The organism is Arthrobacter sp. D2-10, assembly GCF_054161285.1.
The window spans coordinates 1,064,778-1,080,159 of sequence record NZ_CP096431.1; the positions used below are offsets into that span (position 1 = coordinate 1,064,778).

17 protein-coding genes are annotated in these 15,382 nt (G+C 62.4%); 12 read left to right on the plus strand and 5 right to left on the minus strand.

Features of this window, described 5'->3' with window-relative positions; translation table 11 throughout:
* Nucleotides 1-131: 131 nt before the first annotated feature.
* Nucleotides 132-1,028, minus strand: a complete 897-nt coding sequence (locus M1D74_RS05045) for an SRPBCC family protein (protein ID WP_458116708.1) — start codon at nucleotides 1,026-1,028, stop codon at nucleotides 132-134.
* A 248-nt stretch (nucleotides 1,029-1,276) separates the two neighbouring features.
* Between M1D74_RS05045 and M1D74_RS05050 the strand changes: the two genes are divergently transcribed.
* The 5 genes from M1D74_RS05050 (at nucleotide 1,277) to M1D74_RS05070 (ending at nucleotide 5,353) form a co-directional block, all read left to right on the plus strand.
* Complete coding sequence (locus M1D74_RS05050; protein WP_458116709.1) at nucleotides 1,277-1,729, plus strand: hypothetical protein; 453 nt, start codon at nucleotides 1,277-1,279, stop codon at nucleotides 1,727-1,729.
* Between the two features lie 78 nt (nucleotides 1,730-1,807).
* On the plus strand, nucleotides 1,808-3,394 hold the full coding sequence (locus M1D74_RS05055; protein WP_458116710.1) for a cutinase family protein: 1,587 nt from the start codon (nucleotides 1,808-1,810) through the stop codon (nucleotides 3,392-3,394).
* Entirely contained in the window at nucleotides 3,330-4,172 is an 843-nt protein-coding gene (locus M1D74_RS05060; protein ID WP_458116711.1) for a PxKF domain-containing protein, read from the plus strand. Before M1D74_RS05055 ends, M1D74_RS05060 begins: the two co-directional genes overlap by 65 nt.
* 167 nt (nucleotides 4,173-4,339) lie before the next feature.
* Complete coding sequence (locus M1D74_RS05065) at nucleotides 4,340-4,795, plus strand: hypothetical protein (RefSeq protein WP_458116712.1); 456 nt, start codon at nucleotides 4,340-4,342, stop codon at nucleotides 4,793-4,795.
* A gap of 75 nt (nucleotides 4,796-4,870) precedes the next feature.
* Complete coding sequence (locus M1D74_RS05070) at nucleotides 4,871-5,353, plus strand: hypothetical protein (RefSeq protein ID WP_458116713.1); 483 nt, start codon at nucleotides 4,871-4,873, stop codon at nucleotides 5,351-5,353.
* Nucleotides 5,354-5,382: 29 nt separating this feature from the next.
* On the opposite strand, the gene M1D74_RS05075 is transcribed toward M1D74_RS05070, so the two are convergent.
* A complete protein-coding gene (locus M1D74_RS05075) occupies nucleotides 5,383-6,123 on the minus strand; it encodes an MBL fold metallo-hydrolase (RefSeq protein WP_458116714.1) in 741 nt (246 codons plus the stop codon).
* Between the two features lie 246 nt (nucleotides 6,124-6,369).
* Here M1D74_RS05075 and M1D74_RS05080 point away from each other — a divergent pair, with 246 nt between their 5' ends.
* The 6 genes from M1D74_RS05080 to M1D74_RS05105 all read left to right on the plus strand — a co-directional run bounded on the left by M1D74_RS05080 (nucleotide 6,370) and on the right by M1D74_RS05105 (nucleotide 12,932).
* On the plus strand, nucleotides 6,370-7,092 hold the full coding sequence (locus M1D74_RS05080; RefSeq protein WP_458116715.1) for a hypothetical protein: 723 nt from the start codon (nucleotides 6,370-6,372) through the stop codon (nucleotides 7,090-7,092).
* Nucleotides 7,093-7,251: 159 nt separating this feature from the next.
* Complete coding sequence (locus M1D74_RS05085) at nucleotides 7,252-7,383, plus strand: hypothetical protein (protein ID WP_458116716.1); 132 nt, start codon at nucleotides 7,252-7,254, stop codon at nucleotides 7,381-7,383.
* A 95-nt stretch (nucleotides 7,384-7,478) separates the two neighbouring features.
* Entirely contained in the window at nucleotides 7,479-8,429 is a 951-nt protein-coding gene (locus M1D74_RS05090) for a 4-(cytidine 5'-diphospho)-2-C-methyl-D-erythritol kinase (protein ID WP_458116717.1), read from the plus strand.
* A gap of 50 nt (nucleotides 8,430-8,479) precedes the next feature.
* Nucleotides 8,480-10,300: an ABC-F family ATP-binding cassette domain-containing protein gene (locus M1D74_RS05095; protein ID WP_458116718.1), complete on the plus strand. Its 1,821-nt coding sequence runs from the start codon at nucleotides 8,480-8,482 to the stop codon at nucleotides 10,298-10,300.
* 64 nt (nucleotides 10,301-10,364) lie between these two features.
* On the plus strand, nucleotides 10,365-11,483 hold the full coding sequence (locus M1D74_RS05100) for an acyltransferase family protein (RefSeq protein ID WP_458116719.1): 1,119 nt from the start codon (nucleotides 10,365-10,367) through the stop codon (nucleotides 11,481-11,483).
* A gap of 204 nt (nucleotides 11,484-11,687) precedes the next feature.
* Entirely contained in the window at nucleotides 11,688-12,932 is a 1,245-nt protein-coding gene (locus M1D74_RS05105; RefSeq protein ID WP_458116720.1) for a hypothetical protein, read from the plus strand.
* A gap of 169 nt (nucleotides 12,933-13,101) precedes the next feature.
* On the opposite strand, the gene M1D74_RS05110 is transcribed toward M1D74_RS05105, so the two are convergent.
* Nucleotides 13,102-13,524 (minus strand): SGNH/GDSL hydrolase family protein, encoded by a 423-nt coding sequence (locus tag M1D74_RS05110; RefSeq protein WP_458116721.1) that lies wholly within the window; start codon nucleotides 13,522-13,524, stop codon nucleotides 13,102-13,104.
* A 167-nt stretch (nucleotides 13,525-13,691) separates the two neighbouring features.
* Nucleotides 13,692-14,162, minus strand: coding sequence for a hypothetical protein (locus M1D74_RS05115; RefSeq protein WP_458116722.1), 471 nt, complete (start codon nucleotides 14,160-14,162; stop codon nucleotides 13,692-13,694).
* A 354-nt stretch (nucleotides 14,163-14,516) separates the two neighbouring features.
* Between M1D74_RS05115 and M1D74_RS05120 the strand changes: the two genes are divergently transcribed.
* Nucleotides 14,517-14,702 carry a hypothetical protein gene (locus M1D74_RS05120; RefSeq protein ID WP_458116723.1) on the plus strand — a complete coding sequence of 62 codons (186 nt, stop codon included), beginning with the start codon at nucleotides 14,517-14,519 and terminating at the stop codon, nucleotides 14,700-14,702.
* Here the strand turns inward: M1D74_RS05120 and M1D74_RS05125 are convergent.
* Entirely contained in the window at nucleotides 14,699-15,382 is a 684-nt protein-coding gene (locus M1D74_RS05125) for a FadR/GntR family transcriptional regulator (RefSeq protein ID WP_458116724.1), read from the minus strand. The genes M1D74_RS05120 and M1D74_RS05125 overlap by 4 nt on opposite strands.

Genomic DNA, 15,382 nt, shown 5'->3' on the forward strand with positions numbered 1-15,382 from the left:
CGTTCCCTTCACTAGAAGCTGCAGGATTATGCTCGGCCGACCTGAAGCAGGCAGTAGACAATTGTTGCAACGCAGAAACGGCGGCCTCTCGAAGGAAGCCGCCGATTCTGCGTTTAACGAGTAGCCGGTGCTTACAGACCGCCCTGCCGGGTTGGAGGCATGAAGCCGCCGGTCTGGTCATCGTCGTCGCGCTCGACGGCGCTGCGGGTGTCGCTGGCCGCGAGGCCGTCAGAATCACCCTCGGTGTCTACCAGGCCGTTGGTCTGGTCGAAGGGCTCACCCAGGGGACGCTCGGAAGCGATGCCAGGGGAGACATCGACGGGAGCGCCGGCGACGGGCGTGACGTCCGGCGGGGTGGTGTCCTCGACAGGGACAACCGGCGTGACCGGGATGTCCGTGGTGGTCGATTCGGTGTCAACGGTGTCCTTCTTGCCACCGCTGGCAGCTGCCACGCCTGCTGCTGCGGCCGCTGCGACGCCTACCGCTGCGGCAGCTGCCTTACCGGAGATGCCGGCCTTGCCGCTGTCGCCGCGTGATGCTGCGGCGTCATCAACAGTAGGCGAACCGACGGTGCCGCCGGCAACGGCTCCGCGCCAGGCGCCGGTTGCGTAGCCCTCGTCCTCGATGAACTCCTTGAAGCGCTTGAGGTCGCCCTCGGCTTCCTTCTCGACGACGTTCAGCTTGTCGCCGATCTTTTCGATCATGCCCTCGGGCTCGTACTCAAGCTCAAGCTTGATGGAGGTCTGGCCGCCGCCGACGTCTTCGAATGAGACGGCTCCGGCGTTGGTTGCACCCTCGGTGGCTGCCCATGCGACGCGGCGGTCGGGCTCTTGTGCGAGGATCCGTGCCTCCCACTCGCGCTTCACTCCGCCGATCTCAGCGACCCACTTGAGCCGGTCGTCGGTGAGCTGCTCCACCTTCTTGACCCCGCTCATGAAGTGGGGAAACTCTTCGAACTGTGTCCATTGGTTGTAGGCCACGCTCACTGGAACGTTGACCATGATCTGCTTCTCGATCCTCGTGCTCACAGCGTCTCCTTCGGATAGGAACGTCCGATGAACTGGTAATTCATCAGTATGCTTACCATACCCATCGACCGTACATCTGACTATGGCCGGGGCACAAGAACCGCGACGGCGTTCGCCGCGTGGCCCGGTCCTCGCCGGCCGCTGCGCACAGTGCTTCAAAACTGCGTAGATCCTGCGCTTCTTTCCCTGATTGACGGCGAGAATCCGGCTTATGCTGAGTCCGGCTTGAACGTTTCTTGGGGGAGTGCGTGAGGAAAATCCTTGGTTGGGCTGCCATCGCAGCCATCATCGTGTGGGCTGCTGCCTTCTTCATCCTGAAGTCCGCCCATGACCGGGTGACCGAAGAAATGCTCGCCGTCGCGGCCCAGATGCAGGTCCCTTCCAGCTGGACCCTCGAAGACGAAAACGTTGAGCGGGAACAGCTGATCTGCCTCAACGCCAACCCGTGCCCAAGCTTGAGCCGAACCTGGCAGACAGACACCGAGCTGGATCCGGAAAGCTTGCGGAACCTGGCCGCATCAGCCGGATGGGCTGTGCAGTTGGAGGGTGATTGCAGCCGGCCGTCCGGCGCTATCGGACGCCGGAGCGTGTGTTCTGGCCACACGATCGACGGCGGGTACGAGGTGACCCTGCGCGTTGATAGCCCAGATGAGGGTGCTCCCAGTCAGTTCTGGTTGCATCTGGAAGCTTCCGGCGAATAGCGCCGAAGGCCCTGCGCATTCTCGCGCGGAGGCAGCAAAAGCCGCGTCTGCGGCAATTGTCGAAATTGGGGGACCGAAATGCTCTTGAAACGTCCAAGCCGTGCCGCTGCAGTGCTGCTGAGTACTGCTGCAGCGGCCACATTACTGGTAGGAGTGCCGTCAGCCTCGGCCAGCGGAGAGCTCTCGGCTCCCTGCGCTGATGTGGAGTCGGTGTTTGCGAGAGGTTCGGGTCAATCGACCGGCGAGCCTGAGGTGGTGCGCTTCGTCTCGGAGATCGATCGGCGCATCAGCCCGGCGCTGACCCATCACCCGTACGAACTCGGCACGGAAACCATCGACGGGAACCAGTATCCGGCCGTGCCGGTGGGCGCCGGGTCCTGGAACAGTTTCTGGAACACAGTAGGAGCGGGGTCGAGCGGTGGCGGCAGTTTCGCCTATGGCGACAGCGTGAACGAGGGCATCGCAGAGCTCGACGCGTATCTGACCGAACGGGCTGCGACCTGCGCAGACTCGGTCTTCGTTCTGGGTGGCTACTCGCAGGGCGCGCAGACAGTTGGCGAAACCTACGTCGAGACGCTCCCGGACGACTTGCGGCAGCGGGTGATCTTCCAGGGACTGTTCGGCGATCCGAAGCTGCATTTGCCGGAAGGTGAGGGTTTCAACCCCCCGGCATGCCGTGGAGAGGAATATTCGGAGTGGCGGCGGGACGTTCCTGACTGCGATACCGACGGTGGCAGCCTGGGTGCCCGCGATGCCTACCTGCCCGAGGGGTGGACATCGACCACCGGCCTCTGGTGCGCCGATGATGATTTTGTCTGCGGGTCGGCGAAGAACCCGCTGACCACCTCCGGGCATGAAGACTACGAGGCTGCCGGCGGCGACATCGATGCCGCGGCGCGGGAGATCGCCGAACGCCTTGCTGCCCAGTTCCCTGACAAGGCCGACGAGATTGACAAGAACATCAACGAAGTGGGAACCGGAACCACGGGCCTCGACGTGGTCTTCCTCATCGACTCGACCGGTTCCATGGGCTGGCAGATCGAGGACGCCAAGCGCTTCGCTGCCAACATGGCCTCCACCATCCAGGAGCACCGCGGACGTGTGGCCCTGGTGGAGTACAAGGACGCCGGAGACGCTGTCACGGCGCGGATCCTTTCGGGTTTCAACGAAGACACCACCGAGTTCAACCAGCAGCTTGCCACCATCTACCCGTATGGCGGAGGGGACTTCCCCGAGGCTGTTCTGCACGCGCTGATGACGGCCTTCAACGGCCTGGAATGGCGCAACGGTGCCACCAAGGCCGCCATCGTGCTCACCGATGCCACCTATCATGATCCCGACCGAGTGGACGGAAGCACCCTCGAAGCAGTCGCGAAGCGTGCGCTGGAGATCGATCCCGTGAATGTCTACCCCGTTGTTCCCGCACACTACGGCAGCTTCTACACCCAGCTGGCAGAGGCCACCACCGGTGAGGTCATCGTCAACAGCGGCGACACGGAAGCGGCGCTCACCCGGGCGCTCACCAAGATCAATACGCGGCCCGTCGCCCTGATCAAGCACCCGCACTACTACGCGCAGCCGGGCCAAAGTATCAGGTTCGATGTATCCGATTTCGTACTCGCCGGCGTCGGAAATTGTCTCCTACGAATGGGACTACAACGGTGACGGGGTCTTCGAGGAATTGTCCACGACTCCCGTTGCGGTACGGACCTATTCTGAGGTGTTCGACGGCGTCATGCAGGTGCGGATGACGGATGATACTGGTACGGCCTCCAACATCTCCGCCTTTGTCGAGGTGGGCGGCGCAGGTCCGGACGCGGGCCGCCTCCCCGCTCCCGAGTCCCTGCAGGCCGCAGTCACAGCAACCCAGGATGGAATCAGCACCGTCGATGTCACCTGGGATTACTCCGCTGCAGCGGCCTACCGGTTCGGGATCACCGTCAACGGCATTCCGGTCGGTATGACGGACGGAACCGCTCGCTCCTTCACCGTCACTGACATCGAGCGGGCAGAGGACGTGGAAATCGGAGTCGTTCCGTTCACGGAGGCAGGCGACATGGGCTTCAGCGCTTCCGCGACAGTGCCCGGGTTCCGCTATGACTTCGCCGGCTTCCAGCCCCCCGTGAGCCCTGCCGGAGAGGTGAGCACCGTGACTGCCGGTCGCGCAGTGCCGCTGAAGTTCAGCCTCGGCGGCGACCAGGGCCTCGAGGTTCTCTCCGGTGGCGCACCCGTTTCTGCTTCATCCGAATGCAATACCGTGCCCACCGGCGAAGGTTCACCGGCTGCGTCCGCAGGCGGCAGTGGCCTCCAGTATGACGCGGCCTCCGACACCTACACCTACGTGTGGAAGACGGACCGTGCCTGGGCCGGCACCTGCCGGGTCCTTCAGGTGACGCTCGATGACGGTAGCCTCCATGAGGCGGTCTTCAGGTTCAGCAAGTAACCGTCCGGCCGTTTGAGAGTAATTCGCATGGCGCGGGTCCTTCACTGGACTCGCGCCATGTGCATTACCGAACTCCCGCCCAACCTTTCGATTCGGTCACGACGCTTCTCGCCCTCCGGTTGCTGTCTATATGCTCGACGGGATTGCGACCATACCAGGGGGCGTTCATGAGGAAACTGGCTGTCAGCCTTGTTCTCGTGATGGGACTTGTCTGGGCCGGGGCCTTCATCTTCGTCAAGAGCTACCGGGATGACGTGGCGGCCACGGTGGGGCCCATCGCAGACCAGTTCAAAGTTCCCGGCTCCTGGGTTGTCCTATCGGAGCACATCGAGAGGGAGCGTTTCGTCTGCTTCAACAGCAAGCCCTGTCCGACACTGAGCCGCACGTGGCAGGCCGATCGGGTGATAACGGCCGATGACATCCGGCAGCTGGCCATGAATGCCGGCTGGGAGTTCGAGATCGACGGCACGTGTGAGCGGCTGGACGAAGCGGTCGGTATGAGCACTGTGTGCTCTGCGCTTGCCATCTATGAGGGACAGCAAATTCTTCTTCGCGTCGACAGCTCCGAACCGGGTGCGCCGAGCGTGCTTCGGATGAGTGTGGATACGCTGGCAACTGAATAGGGGTGATCGGCTACCGCCTTCCGCGCAGTCTCAAGGCAGCGTTGTGTAGGCCAATCTGAGGAGCAGCAGGAACACATGAGCGAAGAAGCAAGGAACGACGACGAGCAGAAGACTCCCACGGTCCTTCGTGCACTTCGCAGCACAACAGGTAGGGAAAGCACCACGTTCGGCTTCTCGATCCTCGTGACCGTCACCTTTGGGCTCCTCCAAACCATGTCCGGCTCGCCAAACGTGCCCCAGATATTCCTTTACGCCACAGGGTCGGTGCTGTCGTTCACTCTTCTCGAGGGCATCCTCTCAAATGGGTTCCGACGTTCCATGCCGCAGCACTCAACGATCACCCTCGCCTTGGGTACGAGTATGAATCTGTTCTCGGTATTGGCTGGAATGGGTGTAGCCGCCCTGATTGCGAACTGGTTGAGCGGCAATTGGCTCTGGGTCACGGCGCCGTTCGCTGCGGCGTTGACGTATCTGCTGATGGAGAGCCTTGAGTCAGCTTTGGCGGGGAGGATCCTCGTCGCTACCGGTCACCCGGACGCTTCCGACGTCACTCCTTGAAGCTGCCGTGTGAAGAAAACCGAATTCAACTACACGGCCCCGCGCTCCCGCGCGAGGCGTACGGCTTCCACCGCGCCACCCATCCACGGCATGCCGTGGCCCGGCAGGACAGCGGTCGCCCCGGTCGCCGCAATAGCGGTCAGTGAGGACAAGGCTTCAGAGGTGTCGTTCGTGGAACCGGCGGCGACGATACGCGGTCCCTTCCGGCCGGTGTAGGGGTCGAGCGTGACAAGTGCATCGCCCGTAATAACCGCATCCCGGTCAGGAAAGTGCAGGACGCAATGTCCATCGGTATGGCCGGGGGTGTGGATGATGTGGGGAAGTCCGGGAAGGAAACCCATCGGACCCGGTTCGAGGCGTTGGAAAGAGCCCACGCCCTTGATGCCCAATCCGGTCACCCACAATTTCGCGAGCACGGGAAGAGCGCCGGGGTGCCGCAGCGGATAAAAGGCCCTTGTCTTCTCATGCGAGTAGCGGTACGGGTGATGCGCAATGAACGTGTCGTCGGCATGAATCAGGACGGGTAACCCCAGTTCCTGGTGGGCTCGGGAGGCAAAACCCATGTGGTCGAAATGGGGGTGGGTGATGACGAGGCCTTTGATGTCGGAAAGCGGCCGGTTCAGCTGCCGGAGCGCCTCCAGGAGCATCCTCCACATCGGAGGAACTCCTGCATCCACCACAGTGATGCCACTGGAATCCTCAACGAGGTATACGTTGACGTGAGCGTGCTGGAGGACATGGATTCGATCCGCTACACCGTGAACGAACATCTCCGGGCTCCTGCTTCCGTCGCGCGGAAAGACTGATGATCAGCAAGCTTACAATGCATCGACCTGCTGGTGTAGAGCCCGAACGGTGCGGTCAGACGTATAGCCGCATAACAGTTCGCTCACGTGATGATTCCGTGCTGTTGGCTGCGCTCCTTCAGCTGTAATGTCCTGAATGGGGATGCAGCACTGCAGCTTCTTGACGGGTGATTCCTGACCCCTTCCACTCACTTCAGCGAAAGAACGTTCTTGTCCAAGTTGCCAGGCATCCTTGCCTTCACTCTGACCACCTCCCTCCTCCTGGCGGGCTGTTCTCTCGGCTCACCCGATGAGCCCGCTGCGGACACAGCCACGCCATCTGACTCTCCTTCGCCGTCGGAAGCTCCCACACAGGAAGCGACGGCGACCGACGAAGCCGAAGGGACCGAGACGAGTACGGAGCCGTCCGACGTGCCCACCGCAGAGCCGACGACGGCGGCACCGGTCCCCACCGATGAACCCTCCACGGACCCGGAGGATCCCTTCGTGCCTCCGCCCCACGGCGAGCCCAACCCGTTTGAGCCGGCACCGGGTGGTCCGTTCGTTCCGCCGCCCCACGGTGAGCCGAACCCGTTCCCCAACAGCCCGCAGCAGGGCCCCGGCACAGGCGGCGGGAGCGTTGCCCACCCGCAGCCGGGTTGGCCCGGACCGGCCATCAATATCGTGCCCGGAACGCTCACTATCAGCGGCTCCGGCTACGCCCCGGGGGAGCGGATCGAGGTCATCCTGGGCGCGCCCCATACGGATCAGCAGCTACTCAACCAGTCAACGGTGTATGCGGGTCCTGACGGCTCGTACACATTTGACATCTCCATTGGCCCAGAGTTGGCCGGCGCGGAGTACGGGCTGATGACCGTCGCTCCGGACCGCGGGCAGTGGGCCGCTGAGCAAAGCAAGCGTTTCCTCTCGCTGCGAGTATCACCCAACCCCTGACCGCGGGTGGCCCGCAACCAGCGGTAGGCCCGTCGCGTCAGTGAAGCGAGTCGATTTTGGGAACCGGTACTCGAACGCTTACGTTGTAAAAGGATGAGGCGTCCGTAGAAACGAAAGCTTGGTGCAATCGATTTGGAACTCGTCGACCTTTTAATTGGCATGGTCATTCTCACGCTGCCCGTGGTACTTCTTGCGGCGGCCGCCAAGGTGGTCCTTGACCGCAAGGCCAGCGCGCAGCGTCTGCAGCCCATCCCTGTTGAAGTAACGGTCGACAACCGGCGAGTCCAGTAAGCACCACACCGCAGCGCAACTACCCGTACGCAAGTTTCTCCTCAGCCCTGACGTGATCTAAGTTGGACACCATGGTGGCTGGGAGAACGGCAGGGATGCGTACAACAGGCCCCCGCGCCGTTCGGGTGAAGGCGCCGGGCAAGATCAACGTCTCTTTCCGGGTGGGAACACCCCGTGAGGACGGCTACCACAGCGTGGCCAGCGTCTACCTTGCCGTCTCCCTCTATGAGGAAGTGACGGCGACAGCAACGGACGACGGCGCCATCACCGTCACGGTGGACGGCCAGGGAAGCCTGAACCTCCCCATGGAGGAGATCCCGCTCGACGCCAGCAACCTCGCCGCCCGCGCGGCGGCACTGCTGGCCGACCTGAGCGAGAACTCCACCGGCGTGCATCTCAACATCACCAAACGCGTACCCATCGCCGGCGGCATGGGCGGCGGGTCCGCCGACGCCGCAGCGGCCCTCCTGGCGTGCGACGCGCTCTGGAACAGCGACTTCTCCCGCGACGAGCTCGCGAAGATCGCCGTCGACCTTGGCGCCGACGTACCGTTCGCACTCATCGGCGGCACCGCCGTCGGGGTGGGGGTGGGGGAGCAGCTCACGCCGGCAATCTCGAAGACACCGCTGCACTGGGTCCTGGTGCCCTCTGCTTTCGGGTTATCCACGCCTGCCGTATACCGGACGCTGGACGACCTGCGCCTTGCCAATGGCGAGGAAACCCCGGAGATCCCCGAGATTGACCCGCATATTCTCAGCGCCATGCGCTCGGGGGATGCGCGCGCGCTCGCTGAACTGCTCCACAACGACCTGCAGGCCGCGGCCCTGGAATTGGCGCCTGAACTGAAAGACGTGCTCGGCGCGGGCAAGGACGCCGGCGCGCTCGCAGGCATCGTCTCGGGCTCGGGTCCCACGGTGGCGTTCCTCGCTGAGTCCGAGGAGCACGCAGCAACAATCGATGCGCTGCTGTCCACGGCCGGGCTGGCCACCGAACTGGTGCACGGTCCCGCCCATGGTGCGAGGATTGTCAGCGACTACTTCGCGTAACAGCCCCTTCGCACGAAACAAACAACCCATCAACGAAAGCAGTATTTACGTTGGCCCACCTGCTCGGTGCTGAGAACATCAGCGTCACCTTCGCCACCCGAACTGTCCTGGACGGCGTCACCCTCGGACTGGAGGAGGGCGACCGGATCGGCATGGTCGGCCGGAACGGTGACGGCAAGTCGACCCTGATGCGCCTGCTAGCCCAGCGCACCACGCCCGACGACGGCCGCGTCACCAAGCGCCGCGACGTCACCGTGGGCTACCTCAACCAGAACGACGTGCTCGACGGCGATCTCGACGTCGGTGCCGCCATCGTCGGCGACCAGGCCGACCACGAGTGGGCCTCCAACCCGAAGATCCGCGACGTCATGGGCGGGCTCGTGGCGGAGGTGGACTGGCACGCCCGGGTGTCTTCGCTCTCGGGTGGGCAGAAGCGCCGCGTGGCGCTGGCAAAGCTGCTGATCGGGAACGACGACGTCATCATGCTCGACGAGCCCACCAACCACCTCGATGTCGAGGGCGTGGCCTGGCTCGCGGAGCATCTGAAGCAGCGCTGGCGTCCCACCGAGGGCGGGCTGCTCGTGGTCACCCACGATCGCTGGTTCCTCGACGAAATCTCCACCCGCACGTGGGAAGTCCACGACGGCATTGTGGACGGATTCGACGGCGGTTACGCCGCCTACGTGCTCGCCCGCGCCGAACGCGACCGCATGGCCTCCGTCGTCGAGGGCAAGCGCCAACAGCTCGTGAAGAAGGAACTCGCGTGGCTGCGCCGCGGCGCCCCCGCGAGGACGTCGAAGCCGAAGTTCCGCATCGAGGCAGCCAACGCGCTGATCGCCGATGTTCCGGAGCCGCGCGATTCGCTCGCTCTGAGCAAGCTCGCCACTGCCCGGTTGGGTAAGGACGTACTGGATCTTGAGAACGTGTCGCTGGAGCTGGGGGAGAAGCCCCTGTTCAAGGGGATCACCCTGCGCCTCGCACCGGGCCAGCGCCTCGGGATTGTCGGTGTCAACGGTGCGGGCAAGACCACCCTGCTGCGGCTGCTCAATGGGGAGATGGCGCCGACGTCGGGCCGGCTGAAACGCGGCAAGACCGTGCAGACGGCGATCCTGTCCCAGGACGTCCGCGAGCTCGACGACGTCAATCACCTCCGCGTCACCGAGGTGATCGAGCAGGAGAAGCGGGTGGTGTCAGTCGGCGGGAAGGAAGTGTCGGCGAGCCAGCTCGTGGAGCAGCTCGGGTTCACGAACCAGCGGCAGTGGACTCCTGTCGGTGACCTGTCCGGTGGTGAGCGGCGGCGTCTGCAGTTGCTGCGGCTGCTGGTGGGGGAGCCGAACGTGCTGATGCTCGACGAGCCCACCAACGACCTCGACACCGATACCCTCGCCGCGGTGGAGGATGTGCTCGACGGCTGGCCGGGCACGCTCGTGGTGGTCTCGCACGACAGGTACCTGCTGGAGCGAGTCACCGACACGCAGCTGGCGCTGTTGGGCGACGGCAAGATCCGCGACCTGCCCGGAGGGGTGGATCAGTACCTGCAGCTGCGCCGCGCAGCCGACTGCGGTCAGGGCATGGCCGGCACACCCCTTTCAGCGGACGGCAACGGTACGACGGCGGCAGTCGGTTCTGCTGGCCCGTCGCCGGAGGAGGCCCGCCAGGCGAAGAAGGACCTGACGCGCATCGAGCGGCAGATGACCAAGACGAGTTCGCAGATCGAGAAGATTAACCAGCAGATGAGCGACGCGGGCAGCAAGGCGACGGTCGACTTCGAGAAGATGGCCGACCTCGACGCGAAGCTGCGTGAGCTGCAGGGAGAGCAGGAATCACTCGAGGAGCAGTGGCTCGCAGCCGCGGAGGTCCTGGGGGAGTAGGGCGTGGTCCGCAGGCGGTCGTCACTGCACTAAGCCGGATTTATGTGCCGGGTAAGATTGGTGGATGACTCATGGGGGATCGTCGGCACTTCGTCTTGACCGGCTAACAAGCCTGCGCTTATTCGCCGCATTGGCTGTATTCGGCTTTCATGCCACGGCCTTCTTCGATGGGCCAACACGGGAGGTGCTGGATTTCATCTTCGGCCAAGGTCGTTCCGGTGTGACGTTCTTCTTCATCCTCAGCGGATTCGTTCTAGCCTGGTCAGCACGGCCGGGTGACCGTGCTCGGGCTTTCTACAGACGGCGTTTCGCTCGCATCTACCCGGTGTACATAGTCACTCTTGGGTTCGCTGCAACTCTCTGGGCGCTTCGAGACCCGAGCGCGCTACTCCGTGGACCGTTGACACCTTTTCTGCTCCAAGCCTGGGTGCCAGACAGTTCGACGTACTTCGCGATCAACGTTCCAGCATGGTCCTTGTCAGTCGAGGCATTTTTCTACCTGCTCTTTCCTCTGGCGATCGTCTGGTTCCGTCGCCTGAGCACGAGGTCAATATGGATAACCTGCGTCGTCCTCGTCCTAATGACGACGACGATCGCATTCTATGCATCGCTCACAACCGCACCGGGCGAGCTCGCCGACGATACTTTCGCAGTTTGGTTTTCCATCTACTTCCCGGTAGCTAGATTCCCAGAGTTCCTTCTGGGCGTTGCGCTCGCACTCTTGATGAAGCGAGGTGCTCTCCTACACATCCCGTGGGCAATGGCGCTCCTGCTTGTATTCGCGACTTGGGCTTCGATGTCGGTTTGGCCGTCCATCTACAGCGTCTCTGCCGCGTACATGATCCCCTTCGGTGCCCTTATAGTCTCCGCTGCTCAACGCGACGTACGCGGTGTGCCGGGTTGGTTGCGGTCGCCGCTGATCGTGCAAGGCGGCGCCATATCGTATGCCTTTTACCTCCTGCATCACATACTCATCATGCGGCTGTCCCAGCAGGGATTTGCTGACCTAGGTTTCTCCGGCTGGTTTGCCTCCGTGAGCACCCTGATCCTTAGCCTGATTGGTGCTTGGATGCTGCATCGATTCGTTGAACTGCCTGCGGACCGAATGCTCCGCGGACGCCGTGAACAGCGATCCGTGCAAACACCAGTTGATGGGCGCTCGCCGCATCTCGAAGGGCGGTAACCCGTGCAAAAGGAAACGGTTGCGCTGCCAAGCCCGCTAACCACATCGGTGCTCGCCCTGACCCTGTGTGCGTTGGTTCCTTTGGGCTTGTACCAATTAACGAACAGCCATCAAGCGGACCCTTGGCTACCCGTGCTCGTGATGGCTGTCACGGGTGCGCGTTTCGCTGTCATCGTTGGTGCTCGATCCCGGCGACTCTTCGAGATGGTGCTCTGGCTCTTCACATACATCTTCATGGGTATGGCTCCCTATGTGCAGCAGCGGTTACAAATTGAGCCGAGCACCACGCCCAACCTAGAAGAGTACTACTTCATACCAGCTGCTGCGCTTGTGGTGGTTTGCTCGATCGCTGTCATGGCTGGCAGTTTCGTCCGTGGTCAGAAGTTAGGTGGCGTTCAGTTTCAAGCCCCGACAGTGAGGCCCGATAGGGCGAACCTGCTCGCATTATTGGCGGTCGTGCTCTTCGTTTACGTTGGGACGCGTGTCGGGTTCGGCGCTTTCATCGGCAATCGCACGGATTACTCGTTGGCTCGTGCCATGGCGTGGCCGGAAGCGTCCGTCAACAGTCTGATCACAGGCGCCCTCAATATGAGCCTCCTTGTTGCGTTTATCGCCCAGATGCATGTGCGTGAGCAGCGACGGCAGGACGGGCTCCGGCCGCCCTTATTGCGCCCCTTACTGACAGCCGTTGTGCTTCTATATTGCGTAAACCCGGTCAGCAGCCCACGGTACGTTTTCGGCACCGTTGCTCTTGCCATGCTCGCAACGTTGGGCGCCTATGCAACCCTGACCAGGTTTAGGTTCGTCTCTATTGCCGCAATAGTGGGTGTCGTGACAATCTTCCCGCTGGCCGACATGTTCAGGCATTCAACAAAGACTGGCGGCGAAACAGGGAACCTGATCACCGCCCTAACTACCGGCGACTTCGATGCGTTCGCGCAACTCGTGAATTCCTTCCAGTACGTGGACTCTCACGGGATCACGTGGGGCCAACAGCTGCTCGGCGTCCTCCTGTTCTGGGTGCCCAGAAGCATATGGCCAGGCAAGCCTGTGGACACCGGGATCTTGCTCGCGGAATACAAGGGTTATGGCTTTACGAACCTGTCTTCACCGATCTGGTCCGAGTTGTTTGTTAACGGCGGTTGGGTTTTCTCTGTCGGCGGCATGTTCTTCATCGGCTACTGGTTCCGCCATATGGACCAGAAAGCCGAACAGTCCCTCCAGAACAAGCGCATCCCGCCTGTGCTTGTTTGCATCGTGCCCTTCTACCTTCTGATCGTTCTACGGGGCTCGCTCCTCAACGCCGTCTCGTACCTCCTCGTGATAGTTCTGTGTGCATGGTTCGTGACCCAGAGCCAGCCTCTACGGCCTGCAGAGTCCCTACACACTGCCGGCCGTCAACGCATAAAGCCGCGTTCGGCATACTCAAACCGATCAAGCGTTCGCTAAGCGCTAGACCGCAGTCGCGGCCACTGCTCCGGCACCTGACACTGTGAGCTTGTACTGGGTGCCGTTCGGGGAAGCAATAACAACGTCCGGGCTGACCCATGTTGCAGCGGCAACCTTCTGATATGGTCCCGGCTTGTGGAAGTTCCACAGCGGCCAAGCGGCGATGCGTTCAGGCCCTCGTGTAGTGAACGCCGTCGCCGTACCAGCCAGCCGAACCGCCCGGTGTGCGCCGGATGAACTTCTTGTCTAGCGGATCCTCAATAACTTGGGCGATGTCGATCACGTTCGGAAAGGTGGTTCGCTCCCATGCGTTCAAGTCGAGCCGCTTCTGTTCCTTCACGGGATCAGCCGCGATTGACGATGTGGGCGTGCAGTTGAGAATGGCCGGGATGAGTCCATCCGCCGTCGCCTTATTGACCATCGAGGTAATGCTGGCCTGAATGTCTGCTAGCGCGATGTCGTTGATACCGCCCTGAATGACTGCGTACTTACAGACGCCCTTAATCGGTGTGATGTCGGTTGCCCAGCGTGCATCCATCGTTGCTGTAGTTTCCCCACCGACCGCCCGGTTATAGATGTTGGCATTGAGCAAGCCAGCGACTTAACCCGGAATCTCTCGTGCTGCCGGAGCATCTTTGGTTCCCGATGAACCTTGCATGGTTGAGTCACCGATCCACGCGATACCATCAAGTGCGGTGGTGCCAACATCCTCGATTTGGAAGCCGCCCAGTAGAAACTGAATGCGTCCCCTTCCCCGGCTTAATGCCCCTCGAAGAACCAGTATCCGGCTGAGGATGTATGGAAGCCGACTGCGGGATCCATGACGGGTGCGACTTGATCTGCGTTGATGGCTTGTACGATTTGCCATGCGCGTGTCAACTTTCCCGGCTGGATGAGACGTTGCCCGTGCCCGCGCCCAGTGTCGGGCATGTTCCTCATCCAGAAGAAACGCTCCGTCGCACCGCCCGTAGTGATGTAGTAGCTGAGTAGGTAACGCCGGCCAGCGACGAACATACCCAGCGCCACTCCGCCGAAGTTGGAGTACATGTTGGAGTAGAACGAGTTGACGTTGATCTTGGTGAGAACAACGCCGTCGATGCTGACGGTTTCCGTGGTGCGAGTGAACCCTGAACCAACCGAGTATTGGGCACCCTGAATATCTTCGGTGTTCCGCCAAAGGTTGCGCCGCCGCCCAAACTCGGTGACGGGCTTCGTGTTTGAAGGCTGCACGAGGGCCGCTTGTCCACCTCGGCAGGGACAAGGATGGGAGCCTGCCGGATCTTAGGAGATCCGGTGTACCCCGTGGAACTCAGCCCAACAACCTCGGCTGTTGCGGCACTTAGGGGAGCCAGAAGTAGGTCGTTCGTGTACAGGCTGATCGAAGCTTATGGCTTCGGCCGGGCCGCTCCTGGCGGATGTAGTCAATCAGCACCTTAAGGTGTGCAACCCACGCGGCCTCCGTAGACAGATTCGCCAGCCCACGAGCGAAACAGAAATCGGCAATCGTGTGCAGCCGGCTCCGCTGGCCCGTCACCGGAGGAGGCCCGCCAGGCGAAGAAGGACCTGACGCGCATCGAGCGGCAGATGACGAAGACCAGTTCGCAGATCGAGAAGATCAACCAGCAGATGAGCGACGCCGGGAGCAAGGCTACGGTCGACTTCGAGAAGATGGCCGACCTCGACGCGAAGCTGCGAGAACTGCAGGCGGAGCAGGAGTCCCTTGAGGAGCAGTGGCTCGCAGCCGCGGAGGTCCTGGGGGGTAGGGCTTAGATCTCGCTGAGTTCTCCCCAAACCTCCATCACGACTGCCCGGGCGTAGTGCTCCGCCGCGTCCGCGTCTCCGTCGAGGACTGCACGCGCAATGCCCTCGTGATTGTGGAAGGCTTCCGGTACTGGGTCCGCGGGTGAGAGACCAAGGTCCGTGCGGCCGGCGAGGACCTCAGTGACGATTTCGTGCAGCGAAGCCAGCATGTCATTACCGCTCGCCTCCAGCAGCAGTGCGTGGAAGGCGATGTCGGTGTCGAGGTAGAGCTGTTCGTTGCCCTTACCCAGCTCGCCGAGTTGCCTGAGCCGCGCCGCGAGTTCGACGAGCTCCTCTGCGGTTTCGCGCGGTGCCCTAGCAGCAGCCAGGCGTGCGGCGGTCGGCTCGAGCGCCAGTCGCATCTCTGTCAGACGATGGAGTTGGGCAACCCGTTCCGGTCCCAGGAGCCGCCAGCGGATGAGTTGGGGGTCGAGCACGTTCCAGGCGCTGACGGGAAGTACTGTGACGCCGACGCGTCGGCGTGATTCGACAAGTCCCTTGGACTCGAGGATCCGCACCGTTTCCCGGATCACTGTGCGTGAGACTCCGGCGTCGCTCGCAAGCTGGGTAAGCGTGATGATGCTGCCCGGCGGCAGGACGCCCTGGGCAATGTCAGTTCCGAGGCGGTCAAGGATGGAATTGTGCAGCAC

Bases quoted from the DNA above. Each gene is read 5' to 3' on its own strand.
- M1D74_RS05100 (WP_458116719.1), top strand. From the start codon at position 10,365: ATGACTCATGGGGGATCGTCGGCACTTCGTCTTGACCGGCTAACAAGC.
- M1D74_RS05070 (WP_458116713.1), top strand. From the start codon at position 4,871: ATGAGCGAAGAAGCAAGGAACGACGACGAGCAGAAGACTCCCACGGTC.
- M1D74_RS05085 (WP_458116716.1), top strand. From the start codon at position 7,252: ATGGTCATTCTCACGCTGCCCGTGGTACTTCTTGCGGCGGCCGCCAAG.
- M1D74_RS05120 (WP_458116723.1), top strand. From the start codon at position 14,517: ATGACGAAGACCAGTTCGCAGATCGAGAAGATCAACCAGCAGATGAGC.
- M1D74_RS05075 (WP_458116714.1), bottom strand. From the start codon at position 6,123: ATGTTCGTTCACGGTGTAGCGGATCGAATCCATGTCCTCCAGCACGCT.
- M1D74_RS05065 (WP_458116712.1), top strand. From the start codon at position 4,340: ATGAGGAAACTGGCTGTCAGCCTTGTTCTCGTGATGGGACTTGTCTGG.
- M1D74_RS05060 (WP_458116711.1), top strand. From the start codon at position 3,330: ATGTATCCGATTTCGTACTCGCCGGCGTCGGAAATTGTCTCCTACGAA.
- M1D74_RS05090 (WP_458116717.1), top strand. From the start codon at position 7,479: ATGCGTACAACAGGCCCCCGCGCCGTTCGGGTGAAGGCGCCGGGCAAG.
- M1D74_RS05055 (WP_458116710.1), top strand. From the start codon at position 1,808: ATGCTCTTGAAACGTCCAAGCCGTGCCGCTGCAGTGCTGCTGAGTACT.
- M1D74_RS05105 (WP_458116720.1), top strand. From the start codon at position 11,688: ATGGTGCTCTGGCTCTTCACATACATCTTCATGGGTATGGCTCCCTAT.